This is a genomic window from Burkholderia sp. MSMB1835, from assembly GCF_001526365.1.
Taxonomy (GTDB): domain Bacteria; phylum Pseudomonadota; class Gammaproteobacteria; order Burkholderiales; family Burkholderiaceae; genus Burkholderia.
Genome location: NZ_LOYP01000014.1, coordinates 13,141 through 32,896 on the forward strand (window position 1 = coordinate 13,141; position 19,756 = coordinate 32,896).

Sequence of the window (19,756 nt, forward strand, 5' to 3'; positions counted from 1 at the left end):
TCCACATGCTCATTCGACTTCTGCTCCGTTTCTCCTCGCTCGGCCTGAAATTCGGGCTCGCGATCGTCGTCGCGCGCACGCTCGGCTTCGACGCGTTGGCCGCCTACGGGCTCGCGGTCGCCGCGTCCGTGATCGCGTCGAAGGTGCTCGGGCTCGGTTTCAGCGCCGAACTCAACCGGCAGTTGAGCGCACGCGATCCGCTTCCCGCCGTCGGTACGGCGCGCAGGCTGTGCGGCGTGTTCGCCGGCCTTTATCTATTGGCGGTGCTGGCGCTCGGCGCGGCGGGCGGCAGCGCCGCGCACGCGCTCGGCGTCCCGACGTCGCTCCTGTGGGGCATGCTGCTCGTCGTGCTGTCCGAGCACGCCGCATTCGAAGCCAACGCGTGGCTGTTCTCGCTGCACCGCTCCCGTGCGGGCTCGTTGCTGCTGTTCGGCCGCACCGGCGCATGGGCCGCCGTCGCCAGCGGCGGGCTGCTCGCCGGCATCCTGCATTCGATCGAGGCGGTCTTCGCACTGTGGTTCGCGAGCAATGTGCTGGTCGTCGCCGTGTGCTGGCGCAGTCTCGCCGCGCTCGCGCGTCGTGCGCCGCATGCGGCGCAGGCCCATCGCGCGCCGGCGGGACGCGAACTGTTCGCGGTGTGGCGGCACGGCCTGCCGTTCTATCTGGCCGGCGTGCTCCTGGCATCGCTGCAATACGCGGAACGCTTCATCGCCGGCGGCCTTGCAAGCGCCGATGCGCTCGGCCGCTACGTGTTCGCCTGGTCGATCGCGAGCGCCGTGCAGACGATCGCATTCGCGACGGTCGCCGTCACGGCCGGGCCCGGTTTCGTGAAAACGCTCGCCGTCGACCCAGCCGCTTTCGGCCCGCAATTGCGTCGCGCGATAGCGGCGGCCGTCGGTGTCACAGTGATCGCCGCCATCGCGATTCTCGTCGTGCACGGCCCGTTGTTCCGGTTCGCGCACGAGCGGGCCGGCGCGCGCGAGGTCGCCGTATTGGCCGTGCTGCTAGTGTCGTTCGCGCTGCGCTCGGCCGGCGACGTGTTGTGGACGGCCGCCATCGCGCTACGCGTGGGGCTGGTCGTCACGCTGTCGATGGCCGCCGTCGCCGCCGCGTGGGCGCCGCTCGCGTGGCTGCTGATCGGGCGTTCGGGCACGACAGGCGCGGCGCTCGCCCATCTGGCAGCCAGTGCCGGCATCGTTGCGGCACTCGCGCTGATCGTCGTGCGCGGCGCGAGAACGCACGCCGCCGTGCCGCTCGGGGAGGGGTTGTCCGATGCTGCGTAGTCTTCTCCTCGCAGGGCCGGCGCTCAGCCGCGGGCTGATCCGCGCGATCGCCGCCGCAACCGTGCTCGTCTACTGGGGCATTTATGCAAAGGCGGGCGCCTTCCTGCCGGAATTCGTCTTCCGCGACGCGGAGAAGATCCAGAGCCAGATCGGCGGCTCGGGCACCTACGACGGCACGTCGTTCGACGCGGTCGCCCGGTTCTACGCGATGCTCGGCGAAACCGGCACGCACCTGTTCGTCGCGACGATCGGCGCGCTGTGCATCTGGCGGGTGATCGGCCACGGCACGCGAGTCGGATCGATGGCCGCCTGTCTCGTGCTGCTCGCGCCGTGCGTGTTCTTCAACCTGTTCGTCGCGAGCAAGGACACGATCGTCGTCCTGATGGCGATCGCGCTGGCCGGCATCGCGCAACGGCGGCAGTTCGCCGTGACGCTCGCCGCCGCCGTGATGCTCTACGCCGGCTACGCGGCGCTCGTGCGCAGCTATTTCGCGCTGATCCTCGCGATCGCGCTGGTCGCGTGGGTGTTCAGGCATGTGTCGTGGCGCGGCAAGGTCTGGCTGGCGCTGGCGATCCCCGCCGCACTGTTCGTGTTGCCGAACGATGCGTACTACCTGCTGCAGCACCCGCGCGACATGGCGGCCGATTACCTCGCATACGGCTCGCCGTTCGGCGCGCGCACCAGCTTCCGCAATCCGATGGAGCCGGTCTCGTTCGCGGCCTTCTGCGCGAACTATCTGTACGGGATGTTCCGGCTGAACCTGCCGGCGCTGTTCATGCCGGGGCCGAAGGAGATCGTGATGCAGGCGTTCGTCTGGATCGCGCTCGCGTCGGTATGGCGCCGCACGCGCGGCGTGAGTCGCTCGTATGAACTGCTCGCTTGCCTCGTGATCGGGCACGTCGCCGTGTCGATGCTGTTCGAGCCCGATCTCGGCAGCTACACGCGCCATCTGTCGAGCGTGGCGCTGTTCTGTGCGATGCAGTTCGCGGGACGCGTGGGGCGTGGCCGGGAAGCAAGTCGCGCAGCGAACGACACGCACGCGTCGCACATTCGCCATGCCCGTGCCGGGGGCCGCGACTATCGGCCGGGCCCCGCCCGCCACGGCGTCGCCGAGCGCCGGCGCCCGTTTTGGAAACACACATGAACACGCTCGGTCAGCGCAATCCCTTCTTTCGGAACATTCAGTGCGCGCGGGCGTTCGCGGCGCTCGCGGTGGTCGGCTATCACATGGGCATCCTGCCGGCCGGACAGGCCGGTGTGGATCTCTTCTTCGTGATCAGCGGCTTCATCATGTCCTGTGTCGCGCCGTGCGAAGGCCGCGCATTCTTTCGCAAGCGGCTGATCCGCATCGTGCCGCTCTATTGGCTGACGACGCTCGGCGTCTTCGCGATCGCGACCTGGCGGCCGCAGTGGCTGAACACGACGACGGCCAGCGCCGCCTATCTCGTCAAGTCGCTGCTGTTCATTCCGTACGTGAAGGACAACGGCCACTGGGGCCCGTTGAACCTGAACGGCTGGACGCTCGAATATGAGATGCTGTTCTACGTCGTCGTGGCGGGTGCGCTCGTACTGGTGTGCGCACGGTACGCGACCGCGCTCGCCGCGGCGCTGCTTGCGCTGTTTTGCGCGTATGTCGCGGCGATGGGCACGTCGAGCGCTGTCGCCGATCATCTCGGGCAGCCGTTCGTGCTCGAGTTCGGCCTCGGCGTGCTCGCCTACTGGTTGCTGGAAACCGGAATCGGCCACCGCGTCGGGCCGCGCGTGTGGACAGCGCTCGCCGTCGTCGGGCTCGCGACGATGGCGCTGCTCCCCGTCTGGCACGGCACGCCGGCGGGGTTCGCCCGCGCCGCATGGTGGGGTGGCGCTGCGTGCGTGCTAGTGGTCGCGCTGATCGCGCTCGATCTGCACGGCTGGACGATCAAAAGCCGCGCTCTGGCCGCGCTCGGAGCCGCCAGCTATTCGATCTACCTGATCCATCCGTATGTGATCGGCTTCGCCGCGAAGCTCATGGGGTTGCGCGCAGCGTTCGATACGCCGGGTGGTATCGGCGCAAGTGCCGCGATCCTGCTCGCCGTCGGCGTATCGGGTTACGGATGTCATGTCTGGATTGAAAAGCCGATGCTGGCGACGCTGAATCGAACGCGACGGCTGCCGGGACGTTTGCCGAAATCGTCGTGATTGCAATGGCACGTGGGAATCGACGGCAGGCGGCAACGCTGCATCGCGCGACCTGCGAATCGACCGGCAACATCTGTACGCCGACGACGGACTGCCTGCGATCGTCGCGCCGGCTTCGCGGGACATTCCCGGCACGCACGACCCGCGCCCGGTTCAACACGCCCGATCATGAATCGGATCATATGGCGCAACGCCGGCGAAGCAGAAAAGGACCTGGCCGACATCGGCCGGGTCGACAAGTTTTCACACGAGATCTGAAAGACAGCGAGATCGACGGGCGAACTGCAACAGCACGTCGCACCCTGTTTCAGTTGGGCGCGCAACATCGTGGATTACGCCGAAGACAGGCCTGCTCGACGGACTTGCACCGCATGGCCAGCGCTGCCGACACAGCATGGTTCAATGCGGTTGAACCGGACTCGGGAATTTACCTTCCGAAGTGCCGCCGCTCGTCGACATCGAGCGACTATGCCGGTCTACCCGCCGCGACACGACGGCCGCCCGGGAATCGTCACGATATGCCCGCTCACGGCGAGCGGCACGCCCGGATAGACGTTGAAGGCATCCAGATCGCGCCCGTCCGCACGGGCGCCCGTTACGCGATAGCGCACGTTTCCGGTCGCCGTCAGACTCGCGCCGCTCGCGTCACACTCGACGGACAACCCTTCGCGCGGCGTGGCCGGCAACTGGCGAACCAGCGTACTGAAGGCGAGATTCACGGCGACGCTCGCGGACGACCTCTTCTGCTCCGCGCCTAGCACCTTCACCACCGGCCTGACATCGAGCCGATATACCGCTTCCGTGTCGACCGGGCGCAGCGGCTTGAGCGTGAGCGTCTTCGTTTGCCCAGGCGCGAGACTCATGCGAAACGGAAACGCATAGAGCGCCGGCCGCGTCTCGTCGCCTACGGGCTCGAGCCGCTCGTCTTCCAGCGGCATACCGGGATTCAGCAGGCGCGACAGCGAAATGACGACATATTCGGGACGATCGCCGTTGTTGACGATACGAACCGTCTCCGCCTTCGCACCGACCGTTGTCTCTTTCGGCATCACGTCGATGGCAGCGACCGATGGCACGGCGATGAAAAGGCTCGACACGAGGCATGCCGAGGGAAGGAAGGAAGAAAGTGATCTCATGATGAGGTGCCGGTCAATGAGCGCCGTGGGCCGCCGGTTGCTCCCGGCCACCCTGGAGCGATTCGAGCGGCGCGAACGACCGATTCGTTTAGTTCGCGCCGCTTCGAGCCGGAACGGCGCAACGCCGTGGGGACAGCCGATGAGCACGGCTATGATCGCGTAGTGACGGTAAACGTCAACACATCGAAGTAATCTCCGTCGAGTGCCCGCTCATCCACCGAAGTCTCGAAAGTCGGAGTGAAGCATGTGCGTCCGTTCGACGTGAACGTAGACGCGATATTGCCGACATTCGGCAGCGACAGCGTGCGCGTACCGCCGTCCAGCGTGACGCGATAGCTGATGGTTTGCGTCGGATCCGAGACATTCGCGAGTCGATAACGGTTACCGTTGCGGCCGTTGGCATTGTCCGCGTCGATGACGAACGACATCCCGACACCCAGCTCCGGGTAGGTGAAACAGAGCTGATCGACTGGGCGCGAAAGCGTTTTGGATGAATCGCCGCGTGGCAATTCACCGAGATCCCAATCCGGCGCCGTCACGCCGAGCGCGAACGGAGGCGGCGGCGGTACCGTTGGATCGACCACCGTGCAGGTACCGTCGAGAGCATCGCGGGCAAGATAGGCTGCACCGTTGATCTCGCCAACGTCGTCACCGGACGTATAGTTTCCCGCTCGAATCGCGATGGCCGGCCACGCTCCAATCGCCGCATTAATGACGACTGCCTCGACTCTTACGACCATCGCATCCTGATTCTTCCATGCAGTATCACTGGCGCCGCCGTTGTACATGAAATAGCCATCTCCGATAAACACGCCATTGCTGATAGTGCCATCCATGGAGACGCTCTGGGTCACGCGGCGGGTAGTATTGGGTGTACCGGATTTGTCATAGCCATAAACCAAGATTCCGCGCGACGCGAACTTGGCAATGCCCGTGTGGCCTGCGGCCGCCTTGTAAGCGATCGTTACGCCGACCCGACTCGTGCCATCGCCGTTGTCAACCCATGAGCAACTGCTATAGCCACTGCTCAGATTATCCAGTATGAGTATGTAGGCGTGCGCATTTCCGACGTGAGCGAAAAAGCACAATGCCAGCACCGCGTTGATTAGCTTTCGATACATTCTTCACCTCGATTCTTCACCAATCCACTCACCTCCGATATCCGTTTCGTGCTGCAAAACGGCACGGCATCATGGCTTCCTGGTCACCGGTTCGAACGTCATCGACAACACACCGCCATAGGTGCCGGTCGTGCTCCTGAAATCGCCCTCGGGCGGATAGGCCGAAATCGCCAGCGTGTAGAAGCCGACCGAATTCTCACCAGGCAAGGACGAAGCCGGGTTTTGAAAAAGCGTGCTCCGGTCGACCGACAGAATTTTCTGCTCGCCGCCCTCGTTGCCCATCGTCACCTTCGGCTCGCGAAACACCTGGGCAGCGTCGGACTGGTTGCGGATGACGAGCGGCTCGTCGATGCGAACCTGGAACGTTCCGCTCGTCGACACAACGCGCAGACGCGCCTGGACTTCATAGGGCGTATCCCACCCGCCAAGTTGCTGCATCTCCAGGTTGGAGAACCATCCACCCTTGTCGTCCGTCACTTCGAGCACATCCGTCTTGACCACGTGTGCCGTCACCTTACTCTGCGCCTTACCGTTCAACTTCAAGGGGTACGCCAGCGCGACGGCGGGCACGCACGACACGACGACCAGCCATCGGCGGAATGCGGATATGTTCACTGAATCTCCTGCGAGTTAAGTGCGGCAGCGATGTCCGGACAACGCTGCCACCGTTTTCCTTGAGGCGGGATCGGCCGGACCGATGCGCGGGTGCATCGCGGCGTCATTTCGACAACCGGTCGGCACCGAGCTGGTAGATCACCACGCCATAGCCCAGGTTGACGAATATCGGCGTGGGCGCTGCTTCGTGCGATGACGCGTCGACGGCAATTTGCGTCTTCTGCCGGAACGTCACGCGCCAGACCTGCGATTGCGCCGGCGTGGCCAGTTCCCTCACGATCATGCGATACCGCTGACCAGGCGCCAGCACGAGCCGATTCGGAAGCACCAACAAACCCGGTGCCGCAACGTCCGCCACCGGCACGAGACGCTCGGGCCTGTCGCCGGGATTCGCGACGAGATCCTGTTCGACGTTCAGATAGAGCGGCGTATCGCCGCTGTTTTCGACGATCAGTTCGCCGCCAGGCCGATCCGGCGCCAGCGTCATCTCCGTGCGGGACAACTTCAGCACGCCGGCGGCCATGCTGCCGGTGCAATACAGCGCCGCCAGCATGCCGGGCACCCACCGCCACGCGCGATTCATCACGGGCATTCGAGCACCGCAGGTTCGCCGTCGACACGCAACGACATCCGCTTGACCGCGAAATGCTGCGGTGTGCCCGGGAACACGGCGACGGTCTGCGGTGACGCTTCCTTGCCGATCGTCACCTCGTTGAAGATCTGACGGACGTTGCCGGTGTTTTCCAGCGTCAGCCCGCCGCGCTCGCAACGATGGGTCCAGCCCGCGCGCTGCTTGCCGGGCGGCGGCATGTGCCGCACCAGCACACCGTAGCCGATCGCGACGGACATCGGCGCGGTGATCTTGTCCTTCGGCGCGTCATCGACCTTCAGCGATCTGACCGGCACGATGTACAGCCGATACAGTGCTTCCTGCTCCGGTTCCGCCAGCGACTTCAGGACGATCGCCCGCGTCTGACCCGCGCCGAGCGTCAGCTTGTCCGGGCTGGCCAGCATGCCCGGATGCGCGAGATCGCCGAGGTCGACCTTCTTTTCCGGGGTCATGCCCGGATTCTCGACCTTCTGCACCGAAATGTTCAGGTACAGCGGCGCGTCTCCCATGTTCTTGACGGTGACCTTCTGCTCGTGAGCATTGAACAGCTTGGTCGTCGCGGGCATCACCATCAGCTCGCCTTCGGCGCGGGCCGGCGAAATCGCGGCCGTCAGCAGCCCGCACAGCACGGGCAACGCGGTTCTCCAGTTCATCTTCATTCCGTGACCTCTTCAGTATTTGCGAGCGCCACCGCGTCGCAGCGGAAGGAACTGCCTTTGGCATCCTTCAGGTCGCAGCTGTAGCGGCGGCCACTGTCGTCCACAGTGATCCGTTTCATCATCTTTTTGGTGACGACCGAAAAAAGCCCGTTTCGGTGCACCGTGTCGCCGGTTTCGACGATCGTTCCGCTGACGGGTTTGCCGTCGGCATCCGCGAGGAAACCGCTGTAGATCATGCTGATTTCGACGCGCGCCTTGGCTGCATAGACCTGCCCCGGATGCGCGCGCACGATGTTCGCCGGCACCTCGATATTCATGTCGAGATCGTCGCTGCTGCTCAGCACGCGCGCGAACGCGACGTCGCTGTATGCGTTCAGCGGCACCGCATACGTGCTGTCGCCGGCGACCGGGCTGCCCTCGACGGTGAAGCCGTAGCGCATGCCGGCCAGGTCCGGCGTCTTCAGCAGCATCGCGCTGCCGCTCGAGCTATAACGCCCGAACGCGACGCCGTCCTTGCTCGCCGCCACCATCCCGCGATAGTTGAAATCCACGTTGCTGGCGGCGCTGCTGCGACCGACATTCAGCGATGCGTCGCCGCGCGTGCCGGAACGGCTGCCATATACATTGACCGCGTAGTCACCGCCCACGCGGCTCGCCGTCATCCCGACGGTGCTCGTGCCGAAGCCGTCCTGGAAATCCTTGCGAACGTCGCCGCTCAATTGCACCTGCCCGCCGGAGTACGCGGCGTTGAAGTTCGACTGCACTTTGTCCAGCGTCATGGTCATGTTGAAATACACGCCATAGCCGTTGCTGCCGCGCTGAAAACCGCCCTTCTGCACGCCGAGTGCAAAGGTGCTCCACAGGCCGTTCGGCCGATAGTTCCAGCGCACTTCCGCCTGGTGCGTCGCACCCGCGTTCGACTGCCGGTAGTTGTAGCCGACGATCGCGCGGCGCACGTTCCGGCTATACGAGACGGCCGTGCTCGGCTGCCCGCGATAGAAGCGCGACACGTCGGTATTCTGGTAGCGGCTCGCCGTCAGCACCCCCAGCGCGTCGCTCGCCAGCGAAATATTCACGTAGCCGCCCACGCCGCGCTCGCCGGCCAGCACGCCGAGGGTCGGGGTGACGTCGACGCCCGCGATCTGCGTCGGACGCGTCGCATTCACTTCCGTCGCCCAATCTCCGCCGTGCCCCGCGAGCATCGACGTGTTCAGATAGAACTGCTTCAGGTTCCGGCTCATTCCGGCTTCGACGAGCAGCCCGCCGTTGTCCATCTCCTTGCCGGCCGTCAGGTGCCATGCGTTGCCGCCCCCTGCCGCGCTGAAGTTCAGGTTGTTGATCTCGCGCGTTTCGCGGCTGATCAGGTTGCCGTTGCGGTCGACGAGACGCACTTCCACCGGGTAATAGCCGCCGGGCAGATCGGCGTAGCTGATCTCGTTGCGGCCGATCACCGCCGGACGCTTCGTGATCAGACGGCCGTCGCGGTAAAACTCGTAATTGCCTTCCGCGGTCGCATAAAGAATCAGCGAACCCGCGTTGTTGTTGACCTGCAGGTGCGTCTGGCTGCCAACCGTCACGAACTGGTCGAAGCTCGGCGACAGCAACGTGCTGACCGACCCCGACGCATAGTCGATGCTGTTCTGCTTGCCGATCCGCACATACGTGTCCGCGAAATTCTTCTGCACGTGATATGACGACAGGCCATGCGTGCTACCGCGGTAATGGCGCGACTCGGTCCGGTTCGCATACCAGTTCAGATAGCCGAAACTCTGCGACGGCAAGCCGATCCAGGTATTGCCGTTGATGTTCGCCGTCCGGTAACCGTCGGACGCGGCGCGCAAGTCGACCGACTGATTGTTGACGATGCCGAGGCTCGTCGGCGGCGCGATATAGTCGTCGCGCGTATCGCGAATCGAGATCGACCGCTTCATTTTGTCGACGGTCACGTAATAACCGTCGATCTCGACGTCACATCCCTTGCTGCAACGCTTGTAGTCCAGTTTGGAAACGACCTTCGTTAAGGTATCGATATCCTCCGGAGAAATGCCGTTTTCCTTGTACCGATCCGCATCGAACGTGAGGGCCGCCTTCTCCGGCGAGTACCCGATAACCCCCGGGAGCGTTCGCCCGTTGAAGGTGGCCACGTAATTCGCGCCGTCGTCCATCTCCACCGCGCTGAATCCATCCGGAACGCCGTACGATACCTTCAGTTCTGCGAATGAGTGCGATGAAACAAAAAGAAACGCACCCAGCCACAGCTGGTTGAATCGAAAGGGAACTTTATCGGCGAGCACGTTATTTTTTTCAAGGAGGGGTATAAGAAATGGACATGCTCAGCGTCTTCACGCTGCGTGGGGAAAGGAAGCCCCGCTTGGGGGCCTCCGCACGGACTGCTTACGGGTTCGACGAAGCGACCGGCTCGAACAGCATGACGAGATCGCCGCTGTAGCTGCCGTTGGTCGACACGGTGCCAGCCTGGGTAGGCGCGTCGACGCCGATCTTCAGGTTGTGGATTTCATCGAAGCCACCGTTGCCCGTGACCGTCTGCGTGATCTTCTGCACCGCGCCGAACTTGACTTCGTTGTCGCCCGCGCTGCTGGTCAACGAGACCGTCGGGTTCTTCATTTCGTAGTAGCCGCTCGACATCTTCAGCGGCTGCGCCAGCGAAATGTTGAAGTCGGGATTCTTCGACCAAACGCGGATCGGCAGCGTCTTCGAGAACTTCGTCTGCGTGTAGTCGTTGGCATCGAGTTCTTCGGTGCCGTACCACGTCGAACCGTCCGGCTTCGACACGAAGATGGCATCGTTGATCTGCGCGGTCAGCGTGATCTTCTTCGATACCGAATCGGCTTGTGCCGTGTGCGCGACGCCGAACAGTGCGCCGGTAATGCTCATCGCCAGAACGAGTTTGCTGAGTTTCATAGAATGATCTCGATTTAAAATTTGATAGACGAATTGATATGCCGCATTTAAATTGGCATTCGACGCGTGGAACATAATTTCCACTGACGATATTTTCGTTGAGACGTGTCCTGTCATAAATAGGACAATCTTCAATCTACGACCCCAAAATATTCGTACGAGTACGAATTCTATAGATCCACAAGCACAACAAAATGATTGTCAAATGTTTTTAAAACATTTCTCCGAGGCGGGCGATACAGGTTTGATCGAACACTCGGACTTCCGTCGCCGCGAACGGTCGAACGAGCCGAACGAACATCCGGGAACGCGACGTTGGAGCAAGGTCGAAGGGAAATAATCGAGCGCGGAGCAGCGTCCGACACATCGCGCGATGGCACGCGTACGCACGGATCGCGTGCGTCAGGATCACGAAGCAGGATCCAGGCTCTCGGGAAATTGCACGGACGTCGTACAGCGTCCTGAAACACATCGGCGAACCGCCGAGGGTTCCGGCAAGCATGGAGGGCCGCCGGTGCCGGACGATGGAGGGCGTGAAGCGAGCGGCGCGTTGAAGCAGCCCGGCCGACACGGCCGTGCCGCGGTATTCGGTTTTGGCGTGCGACCACTTTCCAGCCGACGCCATTCGGCAACCTGGAAGTGCGGCCGCGTCAACCCGCGATGGCGCGGCAGCTCATTCGAGAATCAAACGGCTCCGTGCGATTCGTGCGGCCCGGCGCCGGACAACCGCTCCAACGCGTCGCCGATCGCCGCCTCGAGCGCGGGCCAAGCCGCCTTCATCGCATCGATGCCGCCTTCGGCGACGGCCCGTTCGGCCTGCGCGCACGCATCGCTCGCGTCGACGTCGCCTGCGAGCGCAAAACCGCCGCGCATCGAATGCAGCTCGACTTTCACCTGATCGATATCGCCGCCCGACAGCGCATCGCCGATCACCGCCAGCGAATACCGCGTTGCGTTGCGCAACGTCTCGCGAATCTCGTCCGATATCACAGGCCGCGCATCGCCTGGCGCGTCCTCGTACGATGGCGCGCCGCCCAGCGAGCCGGCGTCAGCGTCGGCACCTGCAGGCACACCCGCACCCACACCCGCCCGATCGAGCGCCGTGTGCCGGCGCAGCACCGCGTCGAGCGCCGAGATGGACAGCGGCTTGAGCACGACCTCCGCGACGCCAACCTGCGCGCACCGCCGCCGGTCCTCTTCGGTCGCGTGTGCGGTCATCGCGATCACCGGCACCTTCGCGCCCTGCTCGCGCAGGAAATTGGCAAGCGCGAAACCGTCGAGTTCCGGCATGCCGAGATCGGTCAGCACGACGTCGAACGGCTGCGTGAAGAACGCGCGCATCGCCTCGATACCGTTCGTGACGAGCGTCGCGTTCCAGTGCAGCGCGTCGAGCTGATCCCGCAATAGTGCGCGACTCGCCGGATGATCTTCCGCCACCAGCACGCGCAGCGGCGGTGCCGCGTCGTCGCGAAGCCGCCCGAAGCCGGCCGATGCCGTGTCGTCCCGCTCGTCGAACGCCGCACGCCAGCCCGGCAGCGCGTCCGCCAGCGGCAGCGTCGCCGTGAATGTCGTGCCGGCGCCCGGACGGCTTTCGACGGCCAGCTCGCCCCGCATCAAGCGCGCGATGCGCCGGCACAGCGGCAATCCCAGCCCCGTGCCGCCGAAGCGGCGATAGATCGACGGGTCGGTCTGGATATACACGTCGAACAAGGTCGGCAGGCTTTCCGCCGGAATGCCGATTCCCGTATCGCGCACGGCGATCTCGATGCAGCGCGTGTCGCCCGCGCGGGCGCCGGGGCCGGGGCCGGCTTCGATCGTCACGCCGCCATGCTCGGTGAACTTGATCGCGTTGCTGACGAGATTCGACACGAGCTGGCGCACGCGCGTCGGGTCGCCTACATAGCCGTCGGCCAGTTCCGGCGCGATCCGGCATTCGAGCGTCAGACGCTTCGCGTCCGCGAGCGGGCGGAAGATCGCCGCGACATCGCGCAGCACGGCACGCAGGTCGAACGCAATGGCTTCGAGCGCCATCTGATTGGATTCGGCCTTCGACAGGTCGAGCACGTCGTTGATCATGCGCAGCAATGCATCCGACGACGACATGACCGTCTGCAGGCGTCGCCGTTGGTCGGCCGGCAGTTGCGCGCGCTCCATCAGCTCGAGATTGCCGACGATCGCGTTCAGCGGCGTGCGGATCTCGTGGCTCATCGTCGCGAGAAAAGTCGACTTCGCCTTGTTCGCATCGTCCGCCGCCTCGCGCGCCTCGCGCAACTTGTGCTCGACCTGCTTGCTCGCGGTGATGTCGGTCAGCGTGCAGAGCAGCACATCGACGCCGCGATAGCGAGTACGGACGATATGTGCGGCGAGATAGGTCGTGCCGCCGCCGGCAAGCTCGACCGACAGCTCGTGCGTCAGCACGCGCGGTGCCCGGCCGCCCGCGATACCGTCTCGCCAGGCCTGCCAGATGCGCTTGCCGAGCGACGGCGCCGCGCCGGTATCGCCGTATGCCTGGGCGGCATCGTTGCGCGCCATCGTCTCGCCGTTGGCGAGCGACAGCAGCATGATTCCGGCCGGCGCCGTGCGGATCAACGTACGGTTCAGCGCCTCGCTCTCGATCAGCCGGATTGCGCGACGGTTCGCGGGACGCAACGCACGATGGTCGAACAGCGCGATCGCACTCCACAGCAGCACGAGCGCGATCAGCGCCGTGCCGACCGTGGCCCCCGCCGGTACCGCGATCGCCGCGACGATGCTGCGCCATGAGAATGTCCCCATCAGCACCAGGTCGGATTCCGGCATGCGATCGCTGACCACGAAGCGGGCACCGACGCGACGCGCCGCCGCATGATCGCCGAACGGCTCGCGCGCACGGTCGAGCGCCTGCGCGATCAGGCTGGAATCGGGCTGCGCGCCGGCCAGCACGTTGCCGTCGCGCGCGACCAGCGCATACGCCTCGTCGACCGCCTGTGTCGCCAACATGTCGTCGATCCGCGCGCGGCCGTTGATGATGGCCCAGGCAACCGGCTTCCCGTCGGCGTCGTACAACAGCCGGACGAAGCGCAGCACCCGGCGCCCCAGCAGCGGATCGACCCGGCTCTCGAGCACGACGCCGTCCTGGGCCGTCATGCCCGGCTTCTCCGGCACGATACGCGCGCGTGAAGGCAGCAGTTCGCCGATCAGGAGCTCCAGCGAATGGCCCGCCGGCAGTGCGAGCGCCCGTTCGACGAGAACCGGATCGAACACGCCGAGCAGATCACCGTACAGGCTGACCAGATAGCCGGACAGGCCGACATCGACGGGAACCTGCGACGCAATCGCATCGAATTGCTGGACGATCAGTGCAAGGTACGGCGAATAGAGGCGAGCCGGATTCTCCGGCGAGAGATTGGCCATGCCGACGGCCGCCGCCTTGCCGAACCGGTAGCGGACGAGCTTGCCATGGCCCGCGACGAATTCGCGCATCACCTCCGGAGACGCTCGCGTATCGGCACGCCACAGGGCCTGGGATTGATTGACGTATTGACCCAGCAGGAGTTGCGTCGAGCGCAGCTCGGCATGCAGCTCGGCCTCGCGTTTCAGAAACGTCCCGCGCATCTGGGTGAAATAGTCCAGCACTTCGAGCCGCACGACGAGCGCCGCGCACACCAGGATGAACACGGTGATCGCCGCGCCGCTGCCGTACAGCAACGATTGCTGCTGGCGCCGAACCCGTTCCGGATCGAATGGCTTGCGACCCGGCGCGGTGGCATGAGCGACGAGTCTTTTCAGTTTTTCAGGCATGTTATGAGAATCTCGTCTGCCCCGCACGGGGCGATGCGCGATCGATGGCCGCTCGCCGCGACACGTGCGCTACCCGGCCTGCGGCGGCCCGTCGCCGTTCGACACATCCACGATCTTGCCCTCACTGGCATAGCGGATCAGGTCCGCATCGCGGACGATACCGAGCTTCTTCATCGCGCTCGACTTCTGCGAACTGATCGTCTGCTTGCTCCGGTGAAGCTGAACAGCGATCTCGCCGACCGTCAGGCCGGCGCCGTACAGCCGCACGACCTCGATTTCGCGGGCCGTCAACGCGCGTGTGCCCACGGACGTCTCGGTGCCCTCGAGCAATTGCTTGAAGAACGGCGACAGATAATTCGCGCCGACATAAGCGGCGTGAACCGCCCCCACCAGATGCGAAATCGCGTCGGATTTGCTGAGGATGCATCCGACGCCCTGCCGCTGAATCGCATGCAGCACGCTCGGATTGTCGATCATCGTGATCGTCACCAGATGAAGCGCCGGATAGCGACGCTGCAGAAACGACAACAACGCGAGACCGTCGCCGTACTTGCCGCCCGGCATCACGTAGTCGACGACGAGCACGTCGGCCTGCTGTTCGTCGAGCATCGCCACCAGGTCGGTCGAATTCGAGACAGTGCCAAGCAGCTTGATCGTGCTGCTGCCCGCGAGTGCCTGCGACATCCCGAGTGCGGACGAAGGATGATCGTCCGCCACCATCACTCGCACAAAAAATTCATCCATCTCTATTCTTCTCCCGATACACGCGGCCCGACGTGCCATGTTGTGCGACGCGCCGGAATTCGAATCGATCTCGCAACGCGGCCGCATCGCGAGGTTCGGCGAACCGGGCGGTGCGCAGCATAATTTTAAGATAATAGCCGGAGTCCGCATCGCCGCGATGCAATCGGGTGTGACCACCTGCACCGCCCCATCCGCGCCCAGGGTCGATACAACCGCGGGCGCGCCGGCTCTCCACCCCGATCCGGCATGGCAGGGCGACGACAGGCACTACCTCGATCCGACGCCCACGCCCACCCGATCGGCGGCGCCCCCACGCCACCGATCCATCCCGTCCTGCAACGCGGCCCGGGTCGCTGCCTAACGTTTGACCACGGATTTGTCCGGTTCGCCCGACCCGTCGTCCGCGACGTGCTGCCATTCGGTGATGGCCCGCCGTCTCTGCGACGGCGACATCATCATGAATTCGTTCAGCCTCGTGAGGAAATCCCGTCGGGATTTCTCCGGCAGCGTCGCGAATCCAAGCAGCAGCCCGAACACCTTTCCCATATAGCGCACGGCCTTACCCTTCCTTCTTCAGTCGAAATCACGCGGCACCGGTGCGATGCGGCGTGTCTGCCTTCCCCGTTTGACGCCGACGGTCTGCGCCGCCGTGACGTCCCGTTCTCTTATCTTCCCGGCCAATGCGCCGCTGCCGCGGCCATCGCACCCGATGCCTGCCGCTCGTCCGCCGCGCCGGGAGGAAAGTCGATCCCGCGCCGTCGCGCGATGCGTGCGAGACCGCGACGCAGATCGGCCAGCGTCACCGGCTTGGTCAACACGCATTCGACGTTCGATGCCGCGTAACGCCGCGCGTCGTCGGGCGCGAGGTGCGATGCCACGACGATCATGTCGCACGCGAGCCCGCGCGCACGGACGGTTTCCGCCAGTTCGCGGGCCGGCATGTCGGGCAGGTCGGCACCGAGCAGCAGCACGTCCCACGAACCGTCCGCGAGCGTATCGATCGCGGTGCCGCCGGACGCCACGCACCGGACCACGCAGCCGAGCACGTCCAACTGCTCGCGGAAAAGCGACCCGTTGACGGATGCATCGTCGGCGACCAGCACCCGCGGCGCTCGTATGCCGGTGCCGGGCGCCGCTGGCGCGCCTGCATCGGTGGCGCGGCGCGGCCCGCGCGTCGACTCGGCAATGGCGGTACGCGCCTGCGCGATCGCCGTACGCAGCCCGTTCAGCGAATAGCTCGACACGCGGATCGTCCGGCCCGCGACGGCCGGCTGCAGCGGGCCGTCCGGCGTCGCCAGCACGACCGGCGTGCCGCCGCCCAGGCTGTCGAGCTCCTCCCGCCGCCATTGGTCGGAATCGCCGAAGAGCACGATCGCGTGAGCACGCGCGAGGCACCCGGCGGCAATTCCGATCGGACTCGGATGCATCGCGACGTCGAAACCCCACGCACGCAGATGCGGAAAGGCGAATGCGCGCCACGCATCCTCCGGTGACACGACGATCAGCGTCCGGCCCGCGCCGAAGCCGGCCCCGCAGGGGGGCGCGATACCCATGCGCAGCGGCAAGCGCACGGTAAACAGGCTGCCGACACCCGGCGCGCTGTCGACGGAAATCGTCCCGCCCATCGCCGCGACCAGCCGATCGCACAGCGCGAGGCCGAGGCCGGTGCCGCCGTAGCGCCGCGTGATCGATGCGTCGACCTGCGAGAACGGCTTGAATAGCCTGGCTTGCTGCGCAGGCTCGATGCCGATGCCCGTATCCTCGATGCCGATCGAGAGTTCGGGCACGCCGCACACGTTCCGTCCGACCGCGACGCGCGCGACGATGCGGCCCTCGCCCGTGAACTTGATCGCGTTGCTCAACAGGTTGTCGACCACCTGCGCGAGCCGCGTCGGGTCGCCGCGCATCCGCTGATTTCCGCTCGCGTCGATATCGGCGAACAACGGTAACCCTTTCGCCTTTGCAACCGACGCGAATGCCGCCAGCTCGCGCTCGATCACCGCGATCACGTCGAACTCGATCGATTCGACCGACATCGCGCCGGCTTCGATCTTCGAGAAATCGAGAATGTCGCTGACGATCGCAAGCAAGCCCCGGGCCGATGCGCGCAGCGTCTGCACGCGGCTCTGCTGCGATGCGTCGAGCGCCGTGCGCTCGAGCAACTCGAGGTTGCCGAGAATCACGTTCAGCGGCGTGCGAATTTCATGGCTCGTCGCGGCGAGAAACGACGACTTGGCCGCATTCGCCGAATCGGCCGCGCGCACGGCCTCCTCGAGCTGATGCACGAGCCGGCGCTGCGCGGTCGTATCGGCGAAGGCCGCGATCAGCACGTCCTCGCCCTGGTAACGCGCGCCGTGCGCAATGATCTCCAGATGCAGCGGCGCCTCGCCGTGCTCGTCGAGCACGAGCTCGTTCATCATCGTCCCGCCGGCGCCGCCGTTCGCGACGAACGTGTCGTAGCGGTCGAGCAGTTGCGCGCACAGCGCATCGTGATCGCCGCCGTGCGGGCGCAGCATTTGCGTCAGCGTGTCGCTCGCGAGCATCACGCGCCGGTCGGACAGCGACACCAGCGCGATGCCGACCGGCGCCATCGCGATCACGCTGCGGCACAGCGCCTCGCTGTCGAACACGCGCGCCGAACGCGCGTAGACCGGCACCAGCACACGCCGGTGAAATCGCACGAGTAACACCCACATCACGGCAATCGCGACGAGCGTCGCCGCCATCAACGCGCCGGCCTGCACGCCGATGCCGGCCGCGACGTCCGCCCACGAAAGCACGTAGGCGATGGTCCAGCCGGTCGTCGCGAGCCGGCTGCGGAACACGATCGCGCCGTCGCGGAAAAGCGGCTCGCCGGACGCCTGGCTCCCCTGCGCGACGTCGAGCTTCAGCAGGCGCTCGGTCAGCGCGCCGGTGCGCTCGACGCCGGGATCGACCGCGATCAGCCGGTTGTCCTGCGACGCGATGAAGAACGCACCGGCCAACGCGCGGCCGGGCAGCCACGACAGCAGGTAGTCCGGTGCGTATTCGGTGACCAGCACCGCGAACGGCTGGCCGCCGGCGCGCGCTTCGGCGGCGATCCGCACGCGCACCTGCCCGGTGACGGGATTCTCGTAGGGCGGCAGCCAGCGGACGTTCGGCCGACCGTCGTTCGCCGCCGCCGGCTGCCCGTCGAAATCGACGCGCAGCGCCGCGAGCACGTGCGCTCGCGCATCGGCCGAGGCGAGCGCGGGATTGTCGCGCGACAGATGCGGCACCAAGCCGAACATGCCCGTGCGCGTGCTGTAGTGGTAGCCCTCGAGCGTGCGCCCGCGATTGATCGAGCTCGCCGCGCAGATGCGCGACAGCATGAACGACAGCGCGAGGTAACGCGCGACCTCGTCGCGCTGCGCGGTTTGCCCCGGCACGCCGACCACGAGCGACGGATACGGCTTGATCGCGAACTGCTGATCGTTCGCGAAAAACGTATTCACGACGTCGGCAGGCGCCGCGCCGATCTCGCGCCAGATGAGTTGCGTGTTCGTGACGCCGTTGCGGAACGACGTCTCGGCCACCTGCACCTCGTCGACGGCCTCCTCCACGCCGTTCAGGAAATTGCGCCGCTCGCCGTCCAGATAGCCGTAGACGATCGACGTGATCCCGAGCCCGCAGGCGATCAGGATCAGGATCGTGACGACGATGCCGCCCCCGAACACCGAAATGCTCTGGTAGCGGCGAATGGACTGAAGCGTGGTGTATGGCATGGGTCGGCGCGACGTCTCCGGCAATGCGTTCCGGGGGCGAATTCGCCCCCGGGACGGACGTCACGATGGAAACATTCGGGATAGTGATGTCCCGATCATGCCAAACGACACGGCGAAAATCAGTCTTGGATTATCCTTTTAGTACACGTCTGATTTGTTCTAAAACTTGTTTTGAACTCGAACGAATCATCGTGTTGCGATCTTCGTTGCAAGCCTTGGCCGGCCGGGCCGATGCCGGCAGCCGATCGTCGTATGCTTGACCGGCTGCAAAATCCCCGCTGCAGGCCGAGTGCGCCCTGGCCGATCGGATAACATACGGTCGGTTACCTTCGACCCATGATCCAACCCCAACCGACCGAGTGCTTCAAGTGATTCGACCGACCCCCGTATTCAAGGACAACCTCGCGCAACTGCCGGCCATCGACGGCATCGCGCACATCGATCTCGTCGGCGCGAACGGCGACGTGGTCGCGACCATCGAGAACCAGCCGGGCAAGCAGGGCTCGCTCGCGGTGTACCACTATCTGAAGCAGGCATTCGGATCCCTCGACGCGAAAGCGGCCGAACACGGCCTCGCGGTGTTCGCCGAGCATACGGCCGACGCGCGCAATCGTCCGGGCGCGCACCCGAACGTCGATCGTCTGCTGGCGATCGTCGCCGGCGGCGAAGCGCTGCGCATCGACGTCGTCGCGAAAGGCTGAGCGACGCGGCGGCCGGCACGCCGCCACTTCCTGCCGCGAGGGCGCGAGATCCGGGCGACGCTGTCGGCCCGTCCCGCCAATGCGACGTCGGCGGAACGGTTGGCCGGGTTGCAGGCGCAACTGAAGTGGGGCACGCAGTGCGGGTCGTGCGTGCCCGAACTGCGGCAGACGATCGCCGAAGCCGCACCGTCGTAGCGGGCGGCTCCGGTGAGGCGCCGGCCGTCCCGCGCGTCGCGGTTGACTGCCCGCGACGGCGTTCCTAAA

The 19,756-nt window shown here is 65.3% G+C and carries 15 protein-coding genes and 1 pseudogene; 5 read left to right on the plus strand and 11 right to left on the minus strand.

Features of this window, described 5'->3' with window-relative positions:
- Positions 1–5 precede the first annotated feature (5 nt).
- The 3 genes from WS96_RS06255 to WS96_RS06265 are packed head-to-tail and all read left to right on the plus strand — an operon-like array spanning position 6 to position 3,461.
- A complete protein-coding gene (locus tag WS96_RS06255) occupies positions 6–1,283 on the plus strand; it encodes a polysaccharide biosynthesis protein (RefSeq protein ID WP_059831341.1) in 1,278 nt (425 codons plus the stop codon).
- Positions 1,273–2,427 (plus strand): hypothetical protein, encoded by a 1,155-nt coding sequence (locus WS96_RS06260; protein WP_257127944.1) that lies wholly within the window; start codon positions 1,273–1,275, stop codon positions 2,425–2,427. Before WS96_RS06255 ends, WS96_RS06260 begins: the two co-directional genes overlap by 11 nt.
- The gene (locus WS96_RS06265; RefSeq protein WP_059831255.1) at positions 2,424–3,461 is read left to right on the plus strand and encodes an acyltransferase family protein; all 1,038 of its coding nucleotides are present in this window, start codon (positions 2,424–2,426) and stop codon (positions 3,459–3,461) included. Before WS96_RS06260 ends, WS96_RS06265 begins: the two co-directional genes overlap by 4 nt.
- A gap of 476 nt (positions 3,462–3,937) precedes the next feature.
- Here the strand turns inward: WS96_RS06265 and WS96_RS06270 are convergent, their stop codons facing one another.
- The 11 genes from WS96_RS06270 to WS96_RS06325 form a co-directional block, all read right to left on the minus strand.
- Positions 3,938–4,597: a hypothetical protein gene (locus WS96_RS06270; RefSeq protein WP_257127945.1), complete on the minus strand. Its 660-nt coding sequence runs from the start codon at positions 4,595–4,597 to the stop codon at positions 3,938–3,940.
- Between the two features lie 149 nt (positions 4,598–4,746).
- Positions 4,747–5,718: a hypothetical protein gene (locus tag WS96_RS33575; RefSeq protein ID WP_156443590.1), complete on the minus strand. Its 972-nt coding sequence runs from the start codon at positions 5,716–5,718 to the stop codon at positions 4,747–4,749.
- Between the two features lie 69 nt (positions 5,719–5,787).
- A complete protein-coding gene (locus WS96_RS06280) occupies positions 5,788–6,333 on the minus strand; it encodes a hypothetical protein (RefSeq protein ID WP_059831258.1) in 546 nt (181 codons plus the stop codon).
- Positions 6,334–6,436: 103 nt separating this feature from the next.
- Positions 6,437–6,916: a hypothetical protein gene (locus tag WS96_RS06285; RefSeq protein ID WP_059831347.1), complete on the minus strand. Its 480-nt coding sequence runs from the start codon at positions 6,914–6,916 to the stop codon at positions 6,437–6,439.
- Positions 6,916–7,602 (minus strand): pilus assembly protein, encoded by a 687-nt coding sequence (locus WS96_RS06290; RefSeq protein WP_156443592.1) that lies wholly within the window; start codon positions 7,600–7,602, stop codon positions 6,916–6,918. Before WS96_RS06290 ends, WS96_RS06285 begins: the two co-directional genes overlap by 1 nt.
- Positions 7,599–9,767 carry a TcfC E-set like domain-containing protein gene (locus WS96_RS06295; RefSeq protein ID WP_059831259.1) on the minus strand — a complete coding sequence of 723 codons (2,169 nt, stop codon included), beginning with the start codon at positions 9,765–9,767 and terminating at the stop codon, positions 7,599–7,601. The genes WS96_RS06290 and WS96_RS06295 overlap by 4 nt, the downstream gene beginning before the upstream one ends.
- Positions 9,768–9,996: 229 nt before the next feature.
- Positions 9,997–10,524 carry a CS1 type fimbrial major subunit gene (locus tag WS96_RS06300; protein WP_059831261.1) on the minus strand — a complete coding sequence of 176 codons (528 nt, stop codon included), beginning with the start codon at positions 10,522–10,524 and terminating at the stop codon, positions 9,997–9,999.
- Between the two features lie 684 nt (positions 10,525–11,208).
- Positions 11,209–14,304, minus strand: a complete 3,096-nt coding sequence (locus WS96_RS06310; protein WP_059831264.1) for a hybrid sensor histidine kinase/response regulator — start codon at positions 14,302–14,304, stop codon at positions 11,209–11,211.
- A 69-nt stretch (positions 14,305–14,373) separates the two neighbouring features.
- A complete protein-coding gene (locus WS96_RS06315; RefSeq protein WP_059831266.1) occupies positions 14,374–15,048 on the minus strand; it encodes a response regulator in 675 nt (224 codons plus the stop codon).
- A 357-nt stretch (positions 15,049–15,405) separates the two neighbouring features.
- Positions 15,406–15,594 (minus strand): hypothetical protein, encoded by a 189-nt coding sequence (locus WS96_RS06320; protein ID WP_179949009.1) that lies wholly within the window; start codon positions 15,592–15,594, stop codon positions 15,406–15,408.
- Positions 15,595–15,713: 119 nt separating this feature from the next.
- Positions 15,714–18,791, minus strand: a complete 3,078-nt coding sequence (locus WS96_RS06325; RefSeq protein ID WP_059831267.1) for an ATP-binding protein — start codon at positions 18,789–18,791, stop codon at positions 15,714–15,716.
- Between the two features lie 368 nt (positions 18,792–19,159).
- Here WS96_RS06325 and WS96_RS06330 point away from each other — a divergent pair, with 368 nt between their 5' ends.
- Entirely contained in the window at positions 19,160–19,492 is a 333-nt protein-coding gene (locus WS96_RS06330) for a DUF2322 family protein (RefSeq protein ID WP_059831349.1), read from the plus strand.
- Positions 19,493–19,534: 42 nt separating this feature from the next.
- Positions 19,535–19,687: pseudogene (locus WS96_RS31955) on the plus strand ((2Fe-2S)-binding protein); the annotation flags it as partial.
- Between the last annotated feature and the right edge of the window lie 69 nt (positions 19,688–19,756).